Below are 21141 nucleotides of genomic sequence, written 5' to 3'. Positions count from 1 at the left end.
TCCCCCTTCGGCGGGTTCCCCTGGGCCCGCCTGGCATGGTCGCAGTCCAACTCACCGCTGTCGCATCTGGCGTCGATCGCCGGCGCGCCCGGCCTCACCTTCGTCGTCGCGCTGCTGGGCGGGGTGCTCGCAGCGCTCGTGCAGCGGTGGGTGCCGGGGATCGTGGGCGGTCGGCGATCCGACGCGGCGGCGTACGCGCCTCGACGCAGCTTGCGCGCCCTCTGGCCCGCGCTCGCCGTCGTGGTCGTGGTGGCCGGGTCGATCTGGTACCCGACACCCACCTCCGGCAAGAAGCTGCAGGTCGTCGGCATCCAGGGCAACGTGCCGACCATCGGCCTGGAGTTCAACGCCCAGCGCCGCGCCGTGCTCGACGACCACGCGCGAGCGACGGCGAAAGCTGCCGAGATGGTGCGGCGTGGCCAGATCCCGGCGCCCGACCTGGTGGTGTGGCCGGAGAACTCCTCCGACATCGACCCGACCCGCAATCCCGACGCGATGACCGAGATCCTGCACGCCGTGGCCGAGGTCAAGGCACCGCTCATCGTGGGCGCCGTGCTGGACGAACCGGCACCGGACGTCTCGAACACCTCACTGCTGTACCTGCCGGGCCGGGGGATCGTGGCGCGCTACGTCAAACAGCACCCGGTGCCGTTCGCGGAGTACATGCCCTACCGCTCCTTCTTCCGGCACTTCAGCAGCAAGGTCGACCTCCTCACGGTCAACTTCACCCACGGCAAGAAGACCGGGCTCTTCACGATCCCGACCCGCAGCCAGGGCAACGTGAAGGTCGGGCCCGTCATCTGTTTCGAGGTGGCGTACGACGGCCTGGTGCGCGCGCCGGTCGAGAAGGGCGCCCAGCTGCTCATCGTGCAGACGAACAACGCGACGTTCGGGCGCACCGCCGAGTCCGAGCAGCAACTGGCGATCTCCCGGATCCGCGCCATCGAGCACGGCCGGTCGGTGGTGCACGTGTCCACGGTCGGGGTGAGCGGCCTGATCACCCCTGACGGCGTCGTGCACGACCGCTCCAGCCTCTTCACCAGCAAGGTGCTCTCCGGGGCGATGCCGCTGCGTAGCTCGCTGACGATCGCCGATCGACTCGGGAATGTGCCCGAACACCTCGCCTACGCGTTGGCTGTGGCATCCTTCCTGCTGGCCGCGATCGGTTCGCGGCGACGACGCACCGCCGTTCGTGCCGACACGACGTCCCCGAGAGGCCGCCAGCTTGTCTGACTCCGCCCCACGACGCGTGCTGGTGCTGGTGCCGACGTACAACGAGCTGGAGAGCCTTCCGACGATCCTGGCGCGCCTGCGCGAGGCCGTGCCCGAGGCCGACATCCTGATCCTGGACGACGCCTCGCCCGACGGCACCGGCGAGCTCGCCGACGAGCTGGCCGCCCACGACTCACACGTGCAGGTGATGCACCGCGCCGCCAAGGAGGGCCTGGGCGCGGCGTACCTGGCCGGGTTCGCCTGGGGCCTGGACCGAGGCTACGACGCACTGGTCGAGATCGACGCCGACGGCTCGCACCCGCCGAGCGTGCTGCCGAAGATGCTGCAGGCGGCAGCGCGCGCCGACGTGGTGATCGGCTCGCGGTGGGTGCCCGGCGGCAGTGTGCGCAACTGGCCGCGCCAGCGCGAGGCCCTCAGCCGCGGCGCGAACCTCTACACCCGCCTGCTGCTCGGCATGCAGGTGCGCGACGCCACCGCCGGCTATCGGGTCTACCGCGCGGACGCGCTGCGCCGGCTGCGCCTGGAGGACGTCGCCTCGGCCGGTTACTGTTTTCAGATCGACCTCACATGGCGCGCCGCGCAGGCTGGCATGCGGATCGTGGAGATACCGATCACCTTCGTCGAGCGTGAGGTAGGGGTGTCGAAGATGAGCAGCGACATCATGCGCGAGTCCCTGGTCAACATCACGTCCTGGGGCCTGCACTACCGCGCCGGGCAACTGGCGCGGCTGCTGCCGGGCCGCTCGCGATGACGACGGCACCCCGTCGACGGACCCGCTGGCTGCAGTGGGTGCCGCTGATCCTGTTCGTGACGGTGGTCTGCGAGATCGCCGTGATCATCGCGATCGCCCGCGCCATCGGAGGATGGCAGACGCTCGGACTGCTCGTCCTGTGCTCGCTGATCGGCGCCTGGCTCGTACGCCGTGAATGGTCCGGCGCCTGGCGCGGCCTGCAGGAGGCGTTGCGCACCGGCACCATGCCGGCCGACGAACTGGCCGACGCCGCCCTGGTGCTGGCCGGTGGCCTGCTGATCCTGGTGCCCGGCTTCATCACCGACGTGCTCGGACTGCTGCTGGTCCTGCCGTTCACCCGGCCGGTCGGACGCCGGCTGCTGCAGGTGCTCGTCGCGCGCCGGGTGCTCGGCGTCGCCGGGAGCGCGCGCGTCGTACGCGGTGAACGGGTGCCCCCGACATACCGGGCAGAGCCCTACGACCAGTCGAAGGATCAGCGGGTCGACCCGGGTCCGGATACGCCGATGGCACCGGGCAAGCCCGGTGCCATCGAGGGAAGGATCGTGCGGGACTGAATCCCGCGGGGGATCAGGCGGTGCGCTTGCGGCGCGGCTTCTCACCGCGGGAGGCGCGCAGCCAGGTGAGGCGCTCCTCCAGGAGTTCCTCCAGCTCGGGCACCGAGCGGCGCTCGAGCAGCATGTCCCAGTGGGTACGCGCGGGCTTGACCGGCTTGCGGCTCGGCTCGGGACCGTCGACCAGGGTGGCTTCCTTGCCGCAACGGCACTCCCAGATGGAGGGCACGTCGGCCTCCACGGAGAAGGGCAGCTCGGTGATGCGGCCGCATTGGCACTCGTAGCGGACGGTCTGTCGCTCGCTGTAGGCGATGTTCTCGTCCGTCTCCAGCGACAGCGTGGAGAGGTTGGTCCCTCGAAGTGAACGGTCTGCCATGGTCTTCTCCCTGCTCGGCGGCCGCGGTTCGTCGGCAACACCGCGGCGATCTCATACGCATAACGAACCGATGTGGTGTCGTGTTCCATTGCGCACGAGGATTGATGAGTCTGATTCGTAGACGTAGGCGGGCTCGGATTGGTTGCCCCTGGATGCCACCATCGCGCTGCAACGTCGGCGGCGACAGTATCGAGGGCGCTCGGGGAGGGCAAATCGGCATACGCCGGCGGCGCACTGCGCGGACCTGCGGTCAGACGACCGCCGGCACCTCGTTGCCGGCGGCCACCACCCCGCGTCGTACGTCGACGGTGCGCAGCAGCGCGCCCCCGACCACGAAGAAGATGATCAGCGCCACGATGGAGAGCCGGTAGTCGCGGAAGAGCTGGTAGACGAGCCCGAACGTCAGGGTCCCGAGCCAGCTGGTGCCGCGGTCCATGGCCTGGTAGAGGCTGAAGAACTCCGCCTCGCGGCCGTGCGGCACCAGATGGGAGTAGAGCGAACGGGAGAGCGCCTGGGTGCCGCCGAGCACCAGGCCGATCCCGACCGCGAGCAGCAGCCAGAGCCCGAACGCGTGCTGCGGCACGAAGAACGCCAGGACCACCACGACGGTCCACAGGTAGAGGCTGCGCCGTACCAACTCGCGCGCGGGCACCCGGCGGGCGAGCCGGCCGAAGCCCAGCGCGCCGCCGAACGCCACGAACTGCACCAGCAGGATCGTGAGAAGCAACTGGGTGCTGGAGAACTTCAGCTGTTGCGCCCCGTAGAGGCTCGCGGAGGCGATGACGGTCTGCACGCCGTCGTTGTAGAAGAGATAGGCCAGTAGGAAGCGCAGCGTCTGCGGGTATCCGCGCAGCTCGGCGAAGGTCGCACGCAGCTGACGGACTCCCGCCGTCAGGGGACTGCCGCCGATCGCGGCCGCCGGATCGTGCGGCACCGCGCGCAGGCCGCGGATCGAGTACGTCGCGAAGACCGCCCACCACACGCCGTTCACCGCGAAGCTGATGCGCACCACCGCCGAGGTGCTGAGGCCGAGGGTGTCGTGCAGCCCGAGGAAGACCAGGTTGACCACGAGCAGCAGGCCGCCGCCGAGGTAGCCGTAGGACCAGCCGCGGGCCGAGACCCGGTCGCGGTCGTCCGGCGGGGTGATCCGCACCATGATCGCGGAGTAGACGATGAGCGACCCCGCCACGCACACGTTGGACACGATCGCCAGCCCCATGCCGAGCGCCCAGCGGTCGCCGGCCACCAGGCACAGGGCGGCTGCGGCCACCGAGCCGACCGCGGAGAAACCGGTCAGGAAACGCAGCGGCCGCTCGGAGCGGTCCGCCATGGCGCCCACCACGACGAGCACGAACGCCGACACGATCGTGGCCGCGGTGATCGTGTAGGGCACCAGTGAGCCCGGAGCCACCGGGACGCCGAGCACGTGCAGGTCGGCGTGGCAGGTGCGGTCGCTGGGCTGGGTCGGGCAGGCGGCTTTGTTCGCGATGCTGGTGAGGTAGGGGGAGAAGAGCACCGCGAGGGTGACGGTGATGTACGCCGTGACCGACCAGTCGTACCAGTACCAACGCGACTGCAGACGAAGCTGTTCGGGAGTCGAGGAGCGTCCGTCTGCCACCGTCAGAGGGTAAAGGGAAGATGCATCAGCCCGTGCGGATCGTACTTCTGGTGCACCGAATTCAACTTCGAGGTGTTTTCTGCGAAGTAACGGGATCCGGCGACACCGCTCTCCAGGTAGTTGACGTAGCCCCCGACCGACACGGACCTGACCGCCGCGTGCGCGGCAGAGATCCACGAGCGCGCCCCGGCGTAGTCGCTGCCTCCGGCGTACCACTGGATCGAGGCTTGGTGGGAGCGCCACGGGAAGGCGCCGGCGCTCGCTGCGACGTCGTGCACGGCGCCGTCGAGCGGGTCGACGATGGCCGCCACCGAACGATGACCGGCCGCGAGCGTGCCCTGCACGATGGCCGCCGCGGCGGAGCTGGTCATCGTCCTCACCAGGTCGGTGCCCGCCGTGAACGGGGCGCGCGCCGACGTCGTACCGCCCCCGAAGTACTGCACGGTCGACAGGTAGCTGCGTTGGAAGTGCGAGGTGGAGGTGGCGCGGGCGCCGATGTGCCGCTGCAGCGAGCTCAGTGCGAGCAACTCGCGACCGGCGGTGCAGACCCCGAGGATGCTGGGTCGCAACGACCCCCGCTGAGATCGAGGTGCACGTTGGCCCACCAGTCCCGGCTGGCGCTGCCCAGCCAGGATGCCCAGCCTTCCAGCACCTGGGTCGCCGACCCGACCGGGAAGGTGGCGCGGAAGATGCCCCGGTCGGTCGTGGAGGACGTCCCGTACCCGAGGCTGGTGACCACACCCGGGATGGCGCTGCTGCCGCCCCTGGCCGCCCAGTAGAGGTCGCTGTTGGTGGAGGCCGTTGCTGTGACGAGGCTGCTGTCGGGCAGGACCAGCTGCACCGACTCCACCCGGTCGCAGGTCAGTCCGTGGGCCCGTGACTCGGTGCCGAGTCCGCCGCCGAGCGTGAGCCCGGAGGTGCCGACGGTGGGGCAGGTGCCGGTGGGGATGGTGCGGTTCCGGCCCGCCAGGGCGGCGTGCACGGAGTAGAGGTTGGCGCCGGCCTGCACGCTGACGCTGGATCCCGACGCGTCCACGGCCGCCATCTCGCGCAGGTCGATCACGACCGTGCCGTCGGCTGCAGAGGCGCCGATGTAGGAGTGTCCGCCCGAGCGGGGCGAGACGTGCAGCCCGTACTTGCTGGAGAAGGCGATGGAGCGCTGCACGTCCGTGGTGGTCTTGGGGCGGATGACCGCCTGCGGCTTCGCGCCGTCGTACTCGGGGTTGAAGAGCAGCTTGTCCTGCGCGTACGGCGTGCTGCCCGGCAGCAGCACGACCCCCTGGATCTGACCGGCCAGCTGCTTCCAGTCCGCCAGGGTGGGTCCGCCCGCCGCACCGGCCGCAGCAGACTGCCCGGACGATGACGTGGCCGCCAGACCAGCGCTCGAGGATCCCCCGCCCGCGGCTGCGCTACCGGCCGCGCGGCTGCTCGTGGGGCTGCACCCAGCGAGGGCGGCTGCCGCAGCACCCGCGGCGGTGACGGCCAGGAAGGCACGACGATCGATGTGGTCCATGTCTCGTAGACGCGCGAGGATGGGTGCCTGGTTGGGTCCGTCGTACGCCATGACCGTGCCTCCCTGGTGCGTGCGCATCGATCGACGATTCTCAGATTAGGACGCAGCGCAAGACCGCCGCCGCGCGCGAGAACAAGGACGGGAGTGACCGACGATGGACTCACCTGAGGACATGCCGAGACTGCGGCAGACCGTGCTCGACACGACCGACGTACGCGCGCTGGCCGAGTTCTACCGGCTGCTCCTCGGCTACACGTACCGCCACGGTGACGAGGCGCCGGGCCCGGGGGAGCCGGACACTGCCGACTGGCTGGTGCTGCGGGCTCCCGAGGGTTCACCGCCGCTGGCGTTCCAGAAGGTGGACACCCTGCCGCGCTCCAGTTGGCCGGACAACGAGCCGGTGCCGCAACAGTTGCATCTCGACATGACGGTGCTGTCGAAGGAAGCACTGGACGATCAGCACCGTCGGGTGCTGCGGCTCGGCGGCCGGATGCTACTCGACCGATCCGACGACGACGAGGAGCCGCTGCGGGTCTACGCCGACCCGGCCGGTCACCCGTTCTGCATCTTCGTGGGCTGAGGGTCCCGGTCAGCCGGCGCGGGCGATCGCGAGCAGGTCGCGCACCGGCCCGGCCGGCGGCCGCGCCGAACCCTGCCAGACAGCCGTGAGGTCGCGGCGCAGGTCGAGGTCGTCGACGGGCACCGCGCGCAACCGGCCCGCGCTGAGGTCGGCCTTGACCGCCAGGTGACTGAGCACGGCCGGCGGACTTCCCGCGAGGACGGAGCTGCGGACGGCCGCGGTCGTGGTGAGTTCGACCGCGGGCACCGAAGGGGCCAGGCCCGCTGCCCGCAGCGCCGCCTCCAGCACGCGGCGGGTGCCCGAGCCGGGCTCTCGCGCAGTCAGCTCCCGACGCGCCAGGGTGCTCGCGTCGACCGCCCGGCGCCGGCGGCACCACACGTCGTCGGGGTGAGCCACGACCACCAGCTCGTCGTGGGCGACGACCAGGCTCGCGAGACCACTGTGCGACACCGAGTCCTCCACGAACCCGAGGTCGGCTTCACCGGCGCGCACCGCCTGAACAACGTTCTCACTGTTGGTCGCTCGCAGGGTCACCGTCGTGTCCTGTCGCTGGCGCAGGCGGACCAGCCAGGCGGGCAGCAGGTATTCGGCGACGGTCATGCTGGCGACCACGGACAGTTCCCGGGCGCGGTCCGCGCGCAGGGTGCTGATGCCCTGGTCGATCTCGTCGGCGACGTCGAGCAGCCGGGTCGCCCATTCCACGAGGAGGGCACCCGCATCGGTCAGCGTCGAACCGCCGGGGGAGCGGCGCAGGAGGGTTACCCCGACGTTCGCCTCGACCGTCCGCAGGCGTTCCGAGGCGGCCTGCTGCGACATCCCGGCGGGCCGCCCGGCGGCTCCGATGCTGCCCAACCGCGCCACGTCGACGAGCAGTCTCAGCGAGGGCATGTCGGGCAGCGTCACGCCGCCTACCGTAGCCACTCACAGGTGCAGCTTGTGCCCGGACAGGGACGCGACCGCTACCGCCGTGCCGGCTCTGGCGGGAAGCTAGTCCCATGACACAGACCTTGCGGCCGCCGACGGCGCGTCGTACCGGGGGAGTGTTCGGTGAGCTGAGCGGTGCCTCGCCGTTGGCGTACGTCGGACCGAACTGGTTCGCGGCCGTGATGGGCACCGGCATCGTCGCAGTCTCTGCCGTGGGACTGCCCGTGCAGCCGGCCGGCATCGCCGACGCTGCTCTGATCGTATGGGTCTGGGCCGCAACGCTTCTCGTCGTCCTCTGTGCCGCGACGGTCGCGCACTGGGTCCGCCATCCGGCGCTGCGCGGAGCCATCTGCGGCGACGGGGGCCGCCCTGATCCCGCATCTGCCGTCCGGGTGGGCGCGGGAGGCGATGCTGCTCGTCTGTTACGGCTGCTTCGCCGTGACGGTGCTCTGCAGCCTGGTGATCGTGCCGCTGATCTGCCGGCGGCTGTGGTGTCACGGGGCCGGCGCGGCGGCCCTGGTGCCGACCTTCTGGATCGTGCTCGGCCCGCTCGGGCAGTCGGTGACCGCGGTGCATCACCTGGGCGTCGTTGCGCCGAGCGTGCTGGGGCCGACCTACGGTGCGCCGTTCCGGCGGATGATCCTCCTCTACGGGCTCCCCGTGTGGGGGTTGGCGATGCTCTGGCTCGGCCTGGTGGTCGTGCTCACCGCACGGACCGTGCGGGACGGTATGCCCTTCGGGCTCCCGTGGTGGTCCTTCACCTTCCCGGTCGGCACGATGGTGACGGGCACGTCCGCGCTCGCGAAGTTCACCGGGAGCGAGCCGCTGACGGTGGTGGCCTGCCTGCTTTTCGCCGGGCTGGTGATCGCCTGGGTGACTGTGACGGTACGGACGGCACGAGGCGTCTGGTCGGGGCGCTTGCTGGCTGCCCCGGCCCAGGTCACGCCTTGACCGGGCGGGTTGTCGGTGGTCGGTCCTAGCATCGATGTCACGACCCGATCAGGACCTGGAGGCATCCATGACCACGCTCGCGAACCGCCCGAAGACCGCACTGCTCGTGATCGATGTGCAGAACGGAGTGATGGGGGAGTCCTACGACCGCGACCGGGTCGTCGCGAACGTCTCCACACTGGTCGACAAGGCCCGCGCGGCACAGGTGCCGGTGGTGTGGGTGCAGCACAACAGCGACGAATTGCAGACCGGCAGCGAGAGCTGGCAGTACGTGCCGGAGCTCACGCGTCTCGACGCAGAACCGTTGGTGCAGAAGGCATTCGGCGATTCGTTCGAAGACACTGAGCTCGAGTCCGTACTGGCCGAACTCGGCGTCGGATCGCTGGTGCTGTCCGGAGCGCAGACCGACGCGTGCATCCGGTCCACCCTGCACGGCGCGCTGGTCCGCGGCTACGACGCACGACTGGTCTCCGACGCGCACACGACCGAGGACCTGTCGCCGTACGGCGCGCCACCGCCGGAGAAGGTCATCGACCACACGAATCTCTACTGGGAGTACCAGACCGCGCCGGGTCGGACGGCAGGTGTCGTGGCGACCGCGGACGTCGACTTCGCGGAGATCTCCGCGGGCTGACAGGACGCGGTCAGGGTCGGCGGCCGAACTCGTCCAGAAGCCGATGTTGGGCTGAGGCGTCGCCCGGCAGCGTGCCGCTCGGCCCATCGCCGTACGCGCCGTAAGAGATCATCTCCTCGAGATACGGCCCGACCACCGCCAGGAGCGCCTCGACGAGTTCGGGATTCAGCGCCTCGTCGAGGCCTGCACCGCGGCGCAGATCCCAGGCATGAACGACCAGGTCGACCAGCCGGAACCTCAGGAAGGTGTCCACGGTGACGTCGCCCGTCCGATACGGCACGAGCTGACCGGGCAAAGCTGCGGCGAACGCGCCGGCCTGATCCCGCGACGAGTCGACGACTGCGGACACCGGGTCGGTCCCGAGCTGGTCGGCATCGAGTCGTGTGCGTGCCACGTCGCGGCTCACACACTGCAGAAGCAAGGTGGTGAACCGGTTGCCGACAACGACGTGTTCGACGAGTGCTCGCACGGTCATGTCACACGGTGTCTGCAACGCCCACGAATCCTCGGGTAGTTCGCGCACCGCGCGCTCGAACTCTGTCGATGCGGCATCGATCAGCTTCACCGCCACCACGCTAGACCGCAGGACTACTGAGTTCGCCAGGCCTGTTCGTTATCGCCGATAATCTACATTATGACAAGTCAACCGCGCCTCGTCGTGCGTGGCTTCTCCGAGCGACAGGGCTAGTCCGCTCAGATGGCCCTGCCCTCCGCCATGCTGTTGCCATGAAGTTCTCTGGGGGTTCGCAGTCGAGACGTTCACGTCACGCTGCCTGTCGTTCTTATTGCCGTAGCGTCCAACGGGACCCGCTGGGGTTGTCATGAGAGCCATGGTTTGCGCCCTGTTGGTCGTTCTGTTTCTCCCTTCATGCGACCGCCTGACTGACGGACAAGCATCGACGCCGCCCAGGGGGAACTACATCACTGGCGCTGACTCCATGGGGATGACAATAACGCTAGGCGGTGGTCCCGTCGGGGTTCATGTTGGGGATTCAGTAGGTGTTGCTCTGCCAGTTCTCGGCGCCACCAAAAGAGAGGGTTTTGTCTTTCGAAATGCTCGCCTACGGAAAGCACCTTCTAGCATTTCTTCCACGCGATCTATACTCCTTTCCGCGAATGATTCCGACGGCGTCATCATTGGGTCATATTTAGGCGTTCCGAACAGTGGTCCGAATATGTTGAAATATCGCAATTATACCGGGCGGACAGTCGATATCCATGGAGACGATAGTCCGTACTACCCGGCCCTCATTTTGAAATTTTCCCACCCAGGCGCGTTCTCTTTGAGAGGTTGCTCAATCACCTACTCTCTCAATGGCAAAGAGTACGACCAGAAGATCGGGTGCGCTGGAAAGATCGTCGTGAAATGACCAGTGGTTAGATCCTAAGTGTGACTTTTGATGGCAGCACTAGTCGTCGTGCAGAAGCCATTGAATGTTGAAGGTTCGACCGTCGAAAACCCGTCGGCTGCCGACCTGTTCCTGTATCCAAAGGAGGTCCCGATCGACGCACGCGCCGATCGCGCGGATGGCGTCATCTGGTCCCGTCGGAGCCGGAAGCACACCGAGCGTCTCAGGTGTGGGGTAGTTGAGACCGTGCGACCAGCTCACTGCGGTGAGGTGTTGTCCTATGTCATTGACCAGCCAGGCAACTTGGGCGCGGTCGCGGATCAGATCAGACTCGTGGGGCCAGTACGGTTTGCCGGTGTCTGATACGTAAATGTCCACATCGAGGTACTGCATCTGTGTTGGTGGCCGAAGAACCGCGTGGAAACTAGTAGCGATCTGCTTTGCATTGCCAGGGTGTGGACCAGGAGGTGATCCTCGGTGGAAGCTCTTCCAAGGAAAACGGAGACGCACGGCGTGCCGAACACCAGGGCGAACGGTGCGGCCCTTGAAGTCGTGGCGGTAGTCTTCTTCGGCGTAAAGGGCTACGCCGCCGGCGGCGATCGCGGCGTCACGGTCCTCCCAGTCCACTGCAATCTTCCACAGTGGTTTGCTGGCGGCATCGCGGGGACCATGCAAGCTGACCTTGAACCCGGAAACAGGTAGGTATCTTGGCATGAGGTAGAAACTCGTACCGTTCGTCCAGATGCGCCAGGTGTAGCTCTGAGTGGCCTTTACCGTGTCGCGTACAAGAAAAACTGCCCGTTTAACGGGTTGATCGGCAGCCGACGTGGGTACCGCACCTTGCTGGGTCACGACCGATTTTTCAGGATTGGACGGGCGCGAAGGGAAGGGCGTCGACAGCCGAGGTCTCGTACTTGGCCAGAGAGGCAATATTGCCATGAATCACCCGTCGCACCGTCGATCGGGACAAGCCCACGCTGCTGGCGATCGCCCGTTCACTTTTTCCCAGGTCGTGCAAATTACGAATTACCTCGTACTGGCCGCGGGTGATCCGCGACGGGCGGCCCAAGGCAACGCCCTTTTCGCGGAGGACGGCCAACGCGGCCGCGGTGCGCTCCTGGTTGAGATCACGTTCGAACTGGGCCATGGCAGCGACCACGGTGAACATGAAACGGCCGGACTTCGTTGTGGTGTCTAGGCCGTCCGTGAGGCTACGGAACTGGATGCCCCGCTCCCCCAGCTCTTCCACCAGGTTGACCAGGTGCGACACCGAGCGGCCGAGGCGGTCCAGCTTCCACACCGTCAATACATCGCCGCGCTGCAACTGCTGCAGTAACCGGTCCAGGCCGGGTCGACCGGCACGTGATCCGCTGATCTTGTCCGTCACGAGGTGCGCCTCGTCGACGCCGGCCTCGAGCAGCGCCGCTAGCTGCGGACCCAGATCCTGCTGCGCGGTCGAGACCCGTGCGTAGCCCCAGATCGTCACGCCACTCCCCCACTCATGGTTCAGAAGTCGCGTCTGCGACAACTTTCGGACCACGCTAGTTGTGGACCAGGCTTCCGGACCGGTTTTTACCGGTGTGTCGAGGATGCAGCGCAGGTGGTCCAGAAACGATCGTTAGTGGACCACCAGATCCGCGCCACATCGGGCGCTCAGACTGGACCGCGAACCCGAACTGGGAATCGGCCCATGTGGCACAGCTGACCCATAGGCTGCGCGTGGGTGTGGCCGACTTGGGGGATCACACCAACCACCGGAAGCAGGTTGGATTCATGATTCGTCGTCTCGCCGTCCTGGGCGCGTTACCCGCCATCGTCGAGCTGGGCATCGCAACAGGAGCGTCGCCCGCGCAGGCAGCACCCACCCCATCGCCAGCTGCGTACCGCGCCACCGTCCTGCGGGCGGCCGCAAAAATGCAACCTCATGCCGCTGGCTCTTCTTACGGGACGTGTTCGCTGGTCCCACCAGCGCGTGTGCGGGTGGTGCAGCAATTCGCTCTGTTCAACAACCGGTTGACCGGCGGGTGCGTTTTACACAACGGGCCTTCAGCGATCTGGTACATCGGCGACAGCCTTGGCCAGTCCATCAGCTCAGTGCTCTTCGACCATGAAACCTCAGGGGTCGCGCCCCTATTTGCTGAGACGCCGCTCGGGCAGCAAACCTGGAAGGGGTGGATAGCGTTCGACGCCGAAGGTCACAACTACACCCAGAACACCCCCACCACCACCTTCAAAGTCGGGTCCTGGGCGGGTCTGCAGACGTCCCGATCCGGCAGCAAAGTCACCATCGACACCCGCGCGGTGCGCTACGCCACCAGCCTCGACTACAACATCCCCTGGGCGAACGAGACCGGCGTCATCCAATACCGGGCCAAGGGCGGCTCCGCCTGGACCAGCCTGAAATCGTTCACCACCAACTCTGCCGGCGCCACGTCCTACAGCTACACCAGCACCGCCACCCGGGACTACCGAGCCGTCTACACCGAACAGTCCACCATCTGGGGAGCCACTAGCCCCACCTCACAACGCTGATCCACCCAGCACCACAACAGGAGGGCCGCTTCGATTCGGGGCGGCCCTCCTGTTGTGGTGCATCACTCCCCCGCTCACGTCCTAGACTCGTGCTCGAAGTTGCCACGATCGGACATTTCGAGCAGGTGCAGCATTGAGCACCGCTTTCGAGCATCGTTCTTCGCGGGTCATGGCGTGCGGCAGGAGGCCCGTGCGGCTGCTCGAAATGGATCATTACTGAGCAGGCCCGAGCGGGACATCATCTGGTCATGAACAACGTGAGCAAGCTGCTTGGTGCGCAACAGTCGGACGAATCGACCGAGGCGTACATCCATCGCCTCGCCGGCCGCGCCGGCAGTGTCGGGGCAGCGTTCATACCCGGCATCTTTCGAGGTCTGTTGGACCTCTACAACCGCACCAACGACCTCAATGCGCGTCTCAAAGCATTCGAGACAGCACAGTCCAAGCCCGGCGGCTAAGCCGACGGCTCTTCGCACCCCAGCGACCTCGCGGCGCAGGCCGACACGGCTCAGCTCGCAGTGCCGCTACCGAGAGAAGTGGCGATTCAGCACAGTGTGGATCCCCATCGGCTCAGACCGCCGCCAGGCAGCGAGACGACGAGAGAACCATCACGCCCGACCAAGGACCACGCCTCATAGTCGGGGTCTGCCGCAACGTCCAGCCTGACGCCGTTGGCGAATATCACCGCGAGAGAACCTGTGACCTCATCAGCCGTCGCCTGGTCTACAGCACGGCCGAGCAACACGTCCAGCAGCCCTTGCTCAGAGTCGAGGTCCCGAGCGTCCAAGACAGCCACCTCTCGGTCCGGACGCGTCAACTTCAACTTCGTCTCGATTCGAACTTCTGAGCCCTCTGAGAGCCGCAGGGTGATCGCGTTTTCCGAGTCGACCTGCTCGACCCGACAAGAGACGAGATCAAGGTCCATCGATTACCACCCCTCCGGGAGTTCGTACGAACCGTCAGGGCCGCGAGGGATGCGGGTCTCGGAGGGAGGCCCCGGTTTCCGCACTTGCGGCCCCTCGTCGCTGGCGGGTAGCTCTTCTGGGGCGGTCCATCTGTCGGGCCCATAGGAGTCCAGGAACATATCGAGTGACCTCAGTAGCTGGGATGGCACATAGGGACGACGCCCCACCTCAAGGCCGGCCATCGCCGCGGCGATCTCCCGCCGAAGATCCTCAAGGTGCCAGCGCCCCTCAATCTCGACGAGTCGTTCAAACACCAAGCCGCTCATCCATTGATGGTGCAGCAACTCAGTCGCGCGGAGGCAAGCAGCTGGTGTCGGACTAGGGCGCCATGCGGACAGATCTGTCCGAGAACTGCGAATCGCGGCCCTAAACGAGCAGTTTCAGGCCCTGCTGTCGGTGTCGTTCTGGGGTGTACCCCAGAACGACTGTTGTCCAGTTCGCTAAAAGTTAGGTGCTGCGGTTCGGACAAGTTCCTGGAGGACTGGTCGAAGGCTCTGAGCTTGCGTGGCGTCAATGGCTTCGATCTCCGTCGTAAGCGCGTCGGTGAGCAGACCGAAGAGTCGTTGCAGCTCGGTGAGGTCGGTGCTGGCGACCAGAACTCTGGTGAGCTGCTTCTTCACGGCGTCGGGCAGTTGGTCTACGCCGCGGCCTTCATCGGGAGGCAACCCGTAGCGCAGGCACGCCAGCGAAATGACCTGCTCTCGAAGGCCGTTGAGCATGGACACCGCTTGCAGGGACCGCTTTCTGGCGATGCTGGATCGGGCGTGCAGCGCGTACAACCACGCCATGCCAACCATCGCGTCGGGCGATCGAGCTCCACGAGCCGGAGGCTCGTTGGCTTCGCCGAAGAGCAGACGGAACGGGGCACCGCCGTGGGCGGCGAAGTCATCACTCGGCCATAGCGACAGGTCGACCTGCAGCGATGTCTGCAGCAGGAAAACGCGGTACAACGTGGGGCCCGACCAGAGGTCGGTGTGGGCCACGGCGCCGTGCATGTCGTAGAGCGCGGACGTCCAAGACTCGACAACATCGCCCGGATGCGTCGCCGGAGCGAGCCGGAGTGCCAGGTCGATGTCGGACCAGTCGTCATCACGGTCTACCGCAGCGGACCCGACCAGCGCCGCCGCCGTGACACGTGGATCAGCGCGGGCAGCTGCGATGAGGTCATCCCTCACCCGTAAACGATCGGCCGCTGCGAACACGGCTCGAGCGTAGATGTCCCCTGAGGTCTAGACCTCCGGTCGCATCTGTCGCAAGACCCGTGATCGGACCCTAGATGCGCGCTCCGCAGACCAACCCAGGGTGTGCATCTAGGGCATACCCCAGATGCACAGTCAGACGGGTCATCCGTGAGTACGTCGATAGCGCCCTGCGTCGTATGAGTCGCGCAATAACCCACGAAGCCCAAGGATGAACAGAACGGCTCCGGCAAATAGAGACGCCAAGAACAGCGCTCGGTAGTTCAGCGAGGAAACGACGGCTACATCGGTATCGCCAGATCCGCCTGTGAAGGGGGTGCTCGTGGTCGTTGTGGCGAACGGTGGCTTAGTCACCTGCTGGTACAGCACGCCCCCGACGATTGCGTAGGTGGTCCCTGCGTTATCAACAGCAGTGGTCGCCGTCAGGGACGTTGTGGATGTTGCCCGCAGGGCCGAAACAGCGTCGCGGTGAGCAAGCCACGCCGCAGCGGTAGGGACTGCCAAACCCAGGACTAACACCGCGGCGTTGAAGGCGCTACTGAACCGGACTCGCAACTGCCTCTGCCGTATCCGAGCTCGATCCCGTGACCTGGCGCGACGCCAGGCGCCACTGCTCGATCTACCCATGGCTCATGATGGGCCCTACATCACCGGCCAAACCTGACTTTGAACTTCAGTTATTCACCAGGACCTCGGCAAGCTAACTTTCTAGTGCCTTCTAGCAAATAACCGATAATTAAGATTATGACGAGCAGCGTCACAGCCGGCAGGGGTGTTCTCTGGCAGGACTCCTCTCCCGCCGATGCCATCGCCCCGTTGTGCACCACGCGGACCGCTGAGGGTCCGTGCAGACGAACCATCCACGAAGTGTCTTGGATCGCTGGCCATCAGGTCGCCACCGCGGACGAAGAATCGGCTACGTCGGCTGGGTCTACGACTGGTCGCTCACGCACCACGAGTGAACCCGATGAAAAGCACACCAGTCCGTGCCGCTTGACCGGACAGACCGCGGTAGAGCAGAAATGGACTCGTTTTGCCTCAGAGAGTGCGGCTGCGACGAAGGGCCCCAGAACGTCACATCACTCCCCCACCCCCTGTTTCAGAAGCGAGGTTCGCTCACACTTCCGGGCCGCTCGAATCGAGGACCGGAGTTCCGAATTGAATCTGGTTCTCTGTGCCGCTCAAACCGACTGTTCGCCAAGAGGCGCGAGTGCCCGGTTGGACCACCTCGTCGCCGACCCGCGTCCGGCATAACATTCTGGCCGTGCCCAGTTCGCCGGTGCCCGAGTTCGATGCTGTCCTGCGTCGCATGTTTCATCGCGACGGCGTCGACACGCTGCCCGCGTATCTCGAGCGGGCGCACGGTATCGCGGTCGAGAAGATGACCAAGCTCGACGTCGGAGTATTCAAGATCGACCAGGACGACGGCGCCGTCCTGGTCGTGCGCATGTTCTCCGCTGCCCGGCCCTTCGCCGCCGCGCAGGGTGACCTCGCTGTCCTACGTCACCTTGCCGAGCTCGACTTCCCTGCCGAACGACCGCTGCAGGGCACCCCATTGACCCAGCACGAGGGCCAGGCCGTGCTCGTTACCGAGTTCGTGAAGTCGGCCCCGAAAGCCGAGCAACCCCCGCATCCCATCGTCCGTCTGGGCGCCGGCATCGGCCGCCTGCACGGATTACCGGTGCCGCATGACGCCGATCGCCCGGCCGGGGCATTGCACCACTTCGCAGAAGGCACGATGTCCGACGAACTGCGCGCTGCCGCATCCTGGCTCGACGCGCTCGCGAAGCACACACCAGGAGTGGCCTTCGACGCGGTCACGGACCTGCGCGCCGCCCTAGACGACTCCGACGGCGGCGACGGTCTACCCGAAGCATTCGTCCACCCTGACCCCGTGCCCAAGAACGCGATCTTCACCGCCGAAGGCCCGGTCCTGATCGACTGGACGTCGGCGGGACGGGGCCCCCGACTGGCCTCGATGACCCTGGTGCTGAGATCGAAGTGGGCGGCCCGGCCGTTGCTGAAGGGCTATACGAAATCCGTCACCCTCACCGCCGACGAACGCGAGCGACTGGCCGGCCTGCTGTTCAGCCGCGCACTCATCGACCGGGTATTCCGGGTGTGCTGTAAGCCCGAATCCGCCCCTGCAGCAGCGAAGAGACTGTCCACGCTGCGACGTGACAGCGACAAGCAGGCCGAACTTCTGCTCGCCATGCTGGCGTGACCGCCATTCCCATGAATGATCCACGATCTGAGCGAACGCGGATGGTGATCTCGGGGACGGCCGCTGCGAGGTCGAACTCAAGGTGAGGCGACTCGATGGAGGCACCGGTGACGATTCCTCGGGCGTGCGTCGAGTCTGAGCCGTCGGTCTGCTGTTGACGAATCGCGGTCGCCGATTCCTTGTCGGGACGAGTCCTGGAGACTGTGAGACTCGCTGGCGTGTCTCAGGGGGTGATGATGATCGGCACTGTGCTGACGGTGCTCGGGTGCTTGATCTGGGGGGCGATCGCGTTCGGTGTGGGGCGGTGGTTGTTGCATCGTGCTGCGCCTGCGCGGGGCGATTCAGCGCTGGCGGCCGAGTTGGGCCGCCTAGCAGGCCGGCGGGCTCGGAGGGTCGCCGCCGTGGTGGTTGATCTGGACGTGGTTCCCGTTGCCCGGTCGGCGTTCATCGATGCTGATGAGGACAGTCGCTTCGAGATTGGGTCGGTCACCAAGGGCATGGTCGGGATGCTGCTCGCCGAGGCGATCAGCCGACGCGAAGCCAGCCTGGATGCGACCCTGGGCGATCTGCTGACCGAGACCACGGGCAGCCAGGTGGGCGCGGTGACGCTACGGGAGCTTGCCACCCATACCTCTGGGTTGCCTCGGCTACCCCACTCGCCGGCGATGGTGATCCGCGTGCTCCTCGGCGGGTGCTTCGGGGTGGATCCGTATCGAGGTACGCGTCCAGCCTCGGTGATCACCACCGCCTGCCGGCAGCGTCTGTCCGGCCGTGGCCATTACCGGTATTCCAATCTCGGTGCGGCGCTGCTTGGACACGGTCTAGCCCGCGCCGCCGACTGTGACTTCGCAACGCTCCTGGCCGGTCGGGTGTTCGCCCCGTTGGGCATGTCTGGCGCGGGCATCAACGCAGCCGGAGCGGTGCCACGCGGTTGGACCTCGACGGGGCGGCGGTCCTCTCCCTGGTCGGCCGGTGGTTACGGCCCGGCCGGCGGCGGCGTGATCTGCACCGCAACGGACATGGTCCGGATGGCCACGGCCCTGCTGGACAGGACCGCGCCCGGGCAGGCTGCGATCGAGCCGATCGCCGTGGTCGAGCCGGGTAGGGCGAACCGCTCGTCGGGCATGTTCTGGATCGTCGATCAGCACGACATTGGCCGCACCATGGTCTGGCACAACGGCCAAACTGGTGGCTACTCTGCCTTCTTCGCCCTGTACCCGCAGGCCCGCCGTGCCGTCGTCGTCCTAGCTGACACCGCGAACGCCGCCGCTCAGGAGCGCATCGCACTCGGCTTGACCCGCTGGCTCACCAACACCACCGTCGAGGACGACACGGCGCCGGACCGCACCGACTGAGGAACCACAACCGTCGAGGACGAGCGCCACGCCTACCTCACGACCCTCGGCGCGCGTATGCACGACCTCATGGGCTGCTGGAGAGCGAGGCGCAGGAGTGGCTCGACGATGAGGACGACGAGCGGTGGTGACCGCCGCCGGCGAGGCGCGAAGCCCCGATCATCACGCCAGTCCCCCACCTTTTGTTCACCAGTCGCGCTCCGTTCGCGGTGGATCGTGACGAGCAGGCCGCGGCAGCGTCAATGCCCCGGGTCGCACCGTGGATCCCGAACCTGGGGCCCACGCACTATGCGAGGTGCGGCGAAGTCGTCCTGATTGACGACGATGCTCGCCTTCTCGGCCGGACGCTCCTCGCGGACGTAGAGGTCGTACGCCGCCATGTATCGATCGGCATAGGCCCGGCGCGCGTTGTCGTCTCCCCCGAGCGCCTCCGCATCGCGTGCCACGCCTCGGGCGAAGGCGATCTCGCGACGCACCTCCAGATAGATCACGCCGTCCCAACAGGCCGAAAGGGATCCGCGCTGCAGGAACGTGCAGCCGAACACCACGACCGCGTCTCGGGGTGCAGTGGCCATCTCGTCCGTCACGACCCGGTCGGTGCCCATGTCGTGGACCTTGGTGGTGTACACACGCGAGCCGTCAGGGCCCAGGGGAAGGAGCACCCGCTCGACCAGCGCGTCGAAGTTGTAGGCGTCGTCGTAGTAGCCACGCGCTGAATCGCGACCCTGCCGGTAGCGGATCCCCTGCGCGTTGTGGAAGCCGTCGGAGTCCACGTGAACCGCAGCGCGGCCACGCGCGCTCACCGCCTGAGTCAGCTGGACCGCCAGCGTCGTCTTACCCGACCCGCACGGACCGTCGATACCGACGCGTAGTGGATGACCGATGTCGGCTGCGGTCAACTGATCGGCGAGGGCCGACACGACCTGCTCTCGGACAGTCATGTCCGCGCATCCTTCCGCCGACTCGACGACGAGACAATCGGACACCCCGCACGAACGGGAGTTCTCGCACGGACCGAAAGCCGACGGGTGCCCGCGGTGTGGGACGGTGCTGGGCGTGGACACCCAGCATCTGCTCGTTGCAGATCCAGCCGGATCCATCGAGTTGGTGCCCCTTCCGCACCCTCCACAGGACGTTACCTCTTTTGCAGAGCTGGTCGCGGTCCTGGGCCCCGAACGAGAAGTCACCCCTGCCGGCCCGCCGCTGCGAGGGCCCGGCCAGGTCGTACACCGGGTGCGGGGCAAGGTGACCACTCCCAGCTCGAGCATTTCGGACGAGCTGAGGCCGCTGGTATCGACAGCGCTCGACGAGGAACGAGGTGGACCGGTCCCCCTCGAGCGTGCCGCCTGGTGCCGCGCGGGCTGGGCGGAGCAGACCGCAGCGTGGGTGGATGAGGTGCTGGCGCAGCGCGGCGAGCACCGGACGGGCAGGTCCACCGTCCTGAAATCGTGGGGGCTCTCGCAGGTGGAGCGCATCCCCACGAGCAACGGCATCCGCTACCTCAAGGCCTGCTCCCCGCTGTTCGCCCACGAACCGGTCACCACCGCGTGGCTGGCAGACGCTGCCCCGGCGGTGGTGCCCGGTGTGCTCGCCATCGACGAAGCGCGGGCTTGCCTGCTGATGCACGCTCTTCCGCCTGCTATGACGGCGATGACCGTCGAACAGGAAAGGCTGGCGACGTGCACCGCGATGGCCCAGATGCAGGAGGCCGTCGCGGGACGCATGAATGAGCTCCGTGCGAGCGGCGCGCCCGATCGCGGACTGTCGAGCACCAGTCGAGAACTCGTCTCCATGCTTCAGAACGGTCTCACCGCGGGACATCTGGACGGTCGGCGTCATCGAGAACTGGAAACGGGGGTGCAGCGCGCCCTGGTTCTGCTCGATGAGTTGGCCGACTGCGGGCTGCCGGACGACGCCCTGGTGCACGGCGACCTGTATCCCGCCAACGTCGTCGTCGCTTCGAGCGGCGCGGTGATCTTCGATTGGTCCGATGCGTGCCTCGGCCACCCGGTGCTCGACCTGGCGCACCTGTGTGCCGATCGCCCCCGCACCGCACGTCCCGAACTCGATTGGAATGCCCCCTGGGTCCAGGCATACCTCGAGCCGTGGCGCGCGGGATGTGCCGAGTCGAAGCTGAAACGAGCCCTCGAGCTCGCGGACGTGGCCGACCTCGCCTTCCAAGCCGTCACCTATGAGCGGATCCAGGCCTCGATGGAACCCGATGAGCGACAAGATCCCGACGGCGGCGCTACGGCCAGGGCTCTTGGTGCCTTGGTGGACAACCTCCCAGCGCGATGAACTGCCGGTAGCCACGTGTGGCGGTCACAGCTAGCGCAGCTCAGTGCACACAGCACTGTCGACCGGGTCAGAAACCCGTGCAACTCGA

The 21141-nt window shown here is 66.8% G+C and carries 22 protein-coding genes and 1 pseudogene; 12 read left to right on the top strand and 11 right to left on the bottom strand.

The window, feature by feature from the left end:
- The first annotated feature begins 30 nt into the window (after nt 1–30).
- The 3 genes from lnt to LVQ62_RS12585 are packed head-to-tail and all read left to right on the top strand — an operon-like array spanning nt 31 to nt 2538.
- Nucleotides 31–1233 (top strand): apolipoprotein N-acyltransferase, encoded by a 1203-nt coding sequence (lnt, locus tag LVQ62_RS12595; protein WP_233767807.1) that lies wholly within the window; start codon nt 31–33, stop codon nt 1231–1233.
- Nucleotides 1226–1984, top strand: a complete 759-nt coding sequence (locus tag LVQ62_RS12590; RefSeq protein ID WP_233762048.1) for a polyprenol monophosphomannose synthase — start codon at nt 1226–1228, stop codon at nt 1982–1984. The genes lnt and LVQ62_RS12590 overlap by 8 nt, the downstream gene beginning before the upstream one ends.
- The gene (locus LVQ62_RS12585; protein ID WP_233762046.1) at nt 1981–2538 is read left to right on the top strand and encodes an FxsA family protein; all 558 of its coding nucleotides are present in this window, start codon (nt 1981–1983) and stop codon (nt 2536–2538) included. Before LVQ62_RS12590 ends, LVQ62_RS12585 begins: the two co-directional genes overlap by 4 nt.
- A 13-nt stretch (nt 2539–2551) precedes the next feature.
- Here the strand turns inward: LVQ62_RS12585 and LVQ62_RS12580 are convergent, their stop codons facing one another.
- The 4 genes from LVQ62_RS12580 to LVQ62_RS12565 form a co-directional block, all read right to left on the bottom strand.
- The gene (locus tag LVQ62_RS12580) at nt 2552–2911 is read right to left on the bottom strand and encodes an RNA polymerase-binding protein RbpA (RefSeq protein WP_179480705.1); all 360 of its coding nucleotides are present in this window, start codon (nt 2909–2911) and stop codon (nt 2552–2554) included.
- Between the two features lie 250 nt (nt 2912–3161).
- Nucleotides 3162–4529 carry an MFS transporter gene (locus tag LVQ62_RS12575; RefSeq protein ID WP_233762044.1) on the bottom strand — a complete coding sequence of 456 codons (1368 nt, stop codon included), beginning with the start codon at nt 4527–4529 and terminating at the stop codon, nt 3162–3164.
- A 2-nt stretch (nt 4530–4531) separates the two neighbouring features.
- Entirely contained in the window at nt 4532–5056 is a 525-nt protein-coding gene (locus tag LVQ62_RS12570; RefSeq protein ID WP_233762042.1) for a BBE domain-containing protein, read from the bottom strand.
- The gene (locus tag LVQ62_RS12565) at nt 5044–6120 is read right to left on the bottom strand and encodes an FAD-dependent oxidoreductase (protein WP_233762040.1); all 1077 of its coding nucleotides are present in this window, start codon (nt 6118–6120) and stop codon (nt 5044–5046) included. The genes LVQ62_RS12570 and LVQ62_RS12565 overlap by 13 nt, the downstream gene beginning before the upstream one ends.
- 76 nt (nt 6121–6196) lie before the next feature.
- Here LVQ62_RS12565 and LVQ62_RS12560 point away from each other — a divergent pair, with 76 nt between their 5' ends.
- Nucleotides 6197–6622, top strand: a complete 426-nt coding sequence (locus LVQ62_RS12560) for a VOC family protein (protein ID WP_233762038.1) — start codon at nt 6197–6199, stop codon at nt 6620–6622.
- Nucleotides 6623–6631: 9 nt separating this feature from the next.
- On the opposite strand, the gene LVQ62_RS12555 is transcribed toward LVQ62_RS12560, so the two are convergent.
- Complete coding sequence (locus LVQ62_RS12555; RefSeq protein ID WP_233762036.1) at nt 6632–7525, bottom strand: LysR family transcriptional regulator; 894 nt, start codon at nt 7523–7525, stop codon at nt 6632–6634.
- Nucleotides 7526–7617: 92 nt separating this feature from the next.
- Here LVQ62_RS12555 and LVQ62_RS17890 point away from each other — a divergent pair.
- From LVQ62_RS17890 to LVQ62_RS12545, 3 genes and pseudogenes are all read left to right on the top strand, one after another.
- Nucleotides 7618–7821 (top strand): annotated as a pseudogene (locus LVQ62_RS17890) (C4-dicarboxylate ABC transporter); the annotation flags it as partial.
- Nucleotides 7822–7954: 133 nt separating this feature from the next.
- Nucleotides 7955–8497 carry a hypothetical protein gene (locus tag LVQ62_RS12550; RefSeq protein WP_233762034.1) on the top strand — a complete coding sequence of 181 codons (543 nt, stop codon included), beginning with the start codon at nt 7955–7957 and terminating at the stop codon, nt 8495–8497.
- A gap of 67 nt (nt 8498–8564) precedes the next feature.
- Complete coding sequence (locus LVQ62_RS12545; protein ID WP_233762032.1) at nt 8565–9131, top strand: cysteine hydrolase family protein; 567 nt, start codon at nt 8565–8567, stop codon at nt 9129–9131.
- Nucleotides 9132–9141: 10 nt separating this feature from the next.
- Here LVQ62_RS12545 and LVQ62_RS12540 read toward each other — a convergent pair whose 3' ends face one another.
- The 3 genes from LVQ62_RS12540 to LVQ62_RS12530 all read right to left on the bottom strand — a co-directional run bounded on the left by LVQ62_RS12540 (nt 9142) and on the right by LVQ62_RS12530 (nt 11966).
- A complete protein-coding gene (locus LVQ62_RS12540) occupies nt 9142–9696 on the bottom strand; it encodes a TIGR03086 family metal-binding protein (protein ID WP_233762030.1) in 555 nt (184 codons plus the stop codon).
- 844 nt (nt 9697–10540) lie between these two features.
- The gene (locus LVQ62_RS12535) at nt 10541–11332 is read right to left on the bottom strand and encodes a hypothetical protein (RefSeq protein ID WP_233762028.1); all 792 of its coding nucleotides are present in this window, start codon (nt 11330–11332) and stop codon (nt 10541–10543) included.
- A 10-nt stretch (nt 11333–11342) separates the two neighbouring features.
- Nucleotides 11343–11966, bottom strand: coding sequence for a recombinase family protein (locus LVQ62_RS12530; protein WP_233762026.1), 624 nt, complete (start codon nt 11964–11966; stop codon nt 11343–11345).
- A gap of 239 nt (nt 11967–12205) precedes the next feature.
- On the opposite strand from LVQ62_RS12530, the gene LVQ62_RS12525 reads away from it, so the two are divergent.
- Complete coding sequence (locus LVQ62_RS12525; protein WP_233762024.1) at nt 12206–13012, top strand: hypothetical protein; 807 nt, start codon at nt 12206–12208, stop codon at nt 13010–13012.
- A 248-nt stretch (nt 13013–13260) separates the two neighbouring features.
- Nucleotides 13261–13470 carry a hypothetical protein gene (locus LVQ62_RS12520; protein ID WP_233762022.1) on the top strand — a complete coding sequence of 70 codons (210 nt, stop codon included), beginning with the start codon at nt 13261–13263 and terminating at the stop codon, nt 13468–13470.
- Nucleotides 13471–13556: 86 nt separating this feature from the next.
- Here LVQ62_RS12520 and LVQ62_RS12515 read toward each other — a convergent pair whose 3' ends face one another.
- The gene (locus tag LVQ62_RS12515; protein ID WP_233762020.1) at nt 13557–13937 is read right to left on the bottom strand and encodes a DUF6188 family protein; all 381 of its coding nucleotides are present in this window, start codon (nt 13935–13937) and stop codon (nt 13557–13559) included.
- Between the two features lie 480 nt (nt 13938–14417).
- Entirely contained in the window at nt 14418–15179 is a 762-nt protein-coding gene (locus LVQ62_RS12510) for a nucleotidyltransferase domain-containing protein (protein ID WP_233762018.1), read from the bottom strand.
- Nucleotides 15180–16440: 1261 nt separating this feature from the next.
- Between LVQ62_RS12510 and LVQ62_RS12505 the strand changes: the two genes are divergently transcribed.
- Nucleotides 16441–17400 (top strand): phosphotransferase enzyme family protein, encoded by a 960-nt coding sequence (locus LVQ62_RS12505; protein WP_233762016.1) that lies wholly within the window; start codon nt 16441–16443, stop codon nt 17398–17400.
- A 218-nt stretch (nt 17401–17618) separates the two neighbouring features.
- Nucleotides 17619–18755, top strand: a complete 1137-nt coding sequence (locus LVQ62_RS12500) for a serine hydrolase (protein WP_233762014.1) — start codon at nt 17619–17621, stop codon at nt 18753–18755.
- Nucleotides 18756–18994: 239 nt separating this feature from the next.
- On the opposite strand, the gene LVQ62_RS12495 is transcribed toward LVQ62_RS12500, so the two are convergent.
- Nucleotides 18995–19696, bottom strand: a complete 702-nt coding sequence (locus LVQ62_RS12495; protein ID WP_233762012.1) for a uridine kinase — start codon at nt 19694–19696, stop codon at nt 18995–18997.
- A gap of 115 nt (nt 19697–19811) precedes the next feature.
- Between LVQ62_RS12495 and LVQ62_RS12490 the strand changes: the two genes are divergently transcribed.
- Entirely contained in the window at nt 19812–21053 is a 1242-nt protein-coding gene (locus LVQ62_RS12490; RefSeq protein WP_233762010.1) for an aminoglycoside phosphotransferase family protein, read from the top strand.
- The last annotated feature ends 88 nt before the right edge of the window (nt 21054–21141 follow it).

Source organism: Allobranchiibius sp. GilTou73 (assembly GCF_021391335.1).
In the GTDB taxonomy this organism is placed as follows: Bacteria; Actinomycetota; Actinomycetes; order Actinomycetales; family Dermatophilaceae; genus Allobranchiibius; species Allobranchiibius huperziae.
This window is presented reverse-complemented; position numbering and strand designations above follow the sequence as displayed.

What these genes read in the sequence shown, in the direction of transcription:
- LVQ62_RS12585 (WP_233762046.1), top strand. Translation starts at nt 1,981, where the DNA reads ATGACGACGGCACCCCGTCGACGGACCCGCTGGCTGCAGTGGGTGCCG.
- LVQ62_RS12550 (WP_233762034.1), top strand. Translation starts at nt 7,955, where the DNA reads ATGCTGCTCGTCTGTTACGGCTGCTTCGCCGTGACGGTGCTCTGCAGC.
- LVQ62_RS12520 (WP_233762022.1), top strand. Translation starts at nt 13,261, where the DNA reads ATGAACAACGTGAGCAAGCTGCTTGGTGCGCAACAGTCGGACGAATCG.
- LVQ62_RS12565 (WP_233762040.1), bottom strand. Translation starts at nt 6,120, where the DNA reads ATGCGCACGCACCAGGGAGGCACGGTCATGGCGTACGACGGACCCAAC.
- LVQ62_RS12580 (WP_179480705.1), bottom strand. Translation starts at nt 2,911, where the DNA reads ATGGCAGACCGTTCACTTCGAGGGACCAACCTCTCCACGCTGTCGCTG.
- LVQ62_RS12545 (WP_233762032.1), top strand. Translation starts at nt 8,565, where the DNA reads ATGACCACGCTCGCGAACCGCCCGAAGACCGCACTGCTCGTGATCGAT.
- LVQ62_RS12560 (WP_233762038.1), top strand. Translation starts at nt 6,197, where the DNA reads ATGGACTCACCTGAGGACATGCCGAGACTGCGGCAGACCGTGCTCGAC.
- LVQ62_RS12495 (WP_233762012.1), bottom strand. Translation starts at nt 19,696, where the DNA reads ATGACTGTCCGAGAGCAGGTCGTGTCGGCCCTCGCCGATCAGTTGACC.
- LVQ62_RS12515 (WP_233762020.1), bottom strand. Translation starts at nt 13,937, where the DNA reads ATGGACCTTGATCTCGTCTCTTGTCGGGTCGAGCAGGTCGACTCGGAA.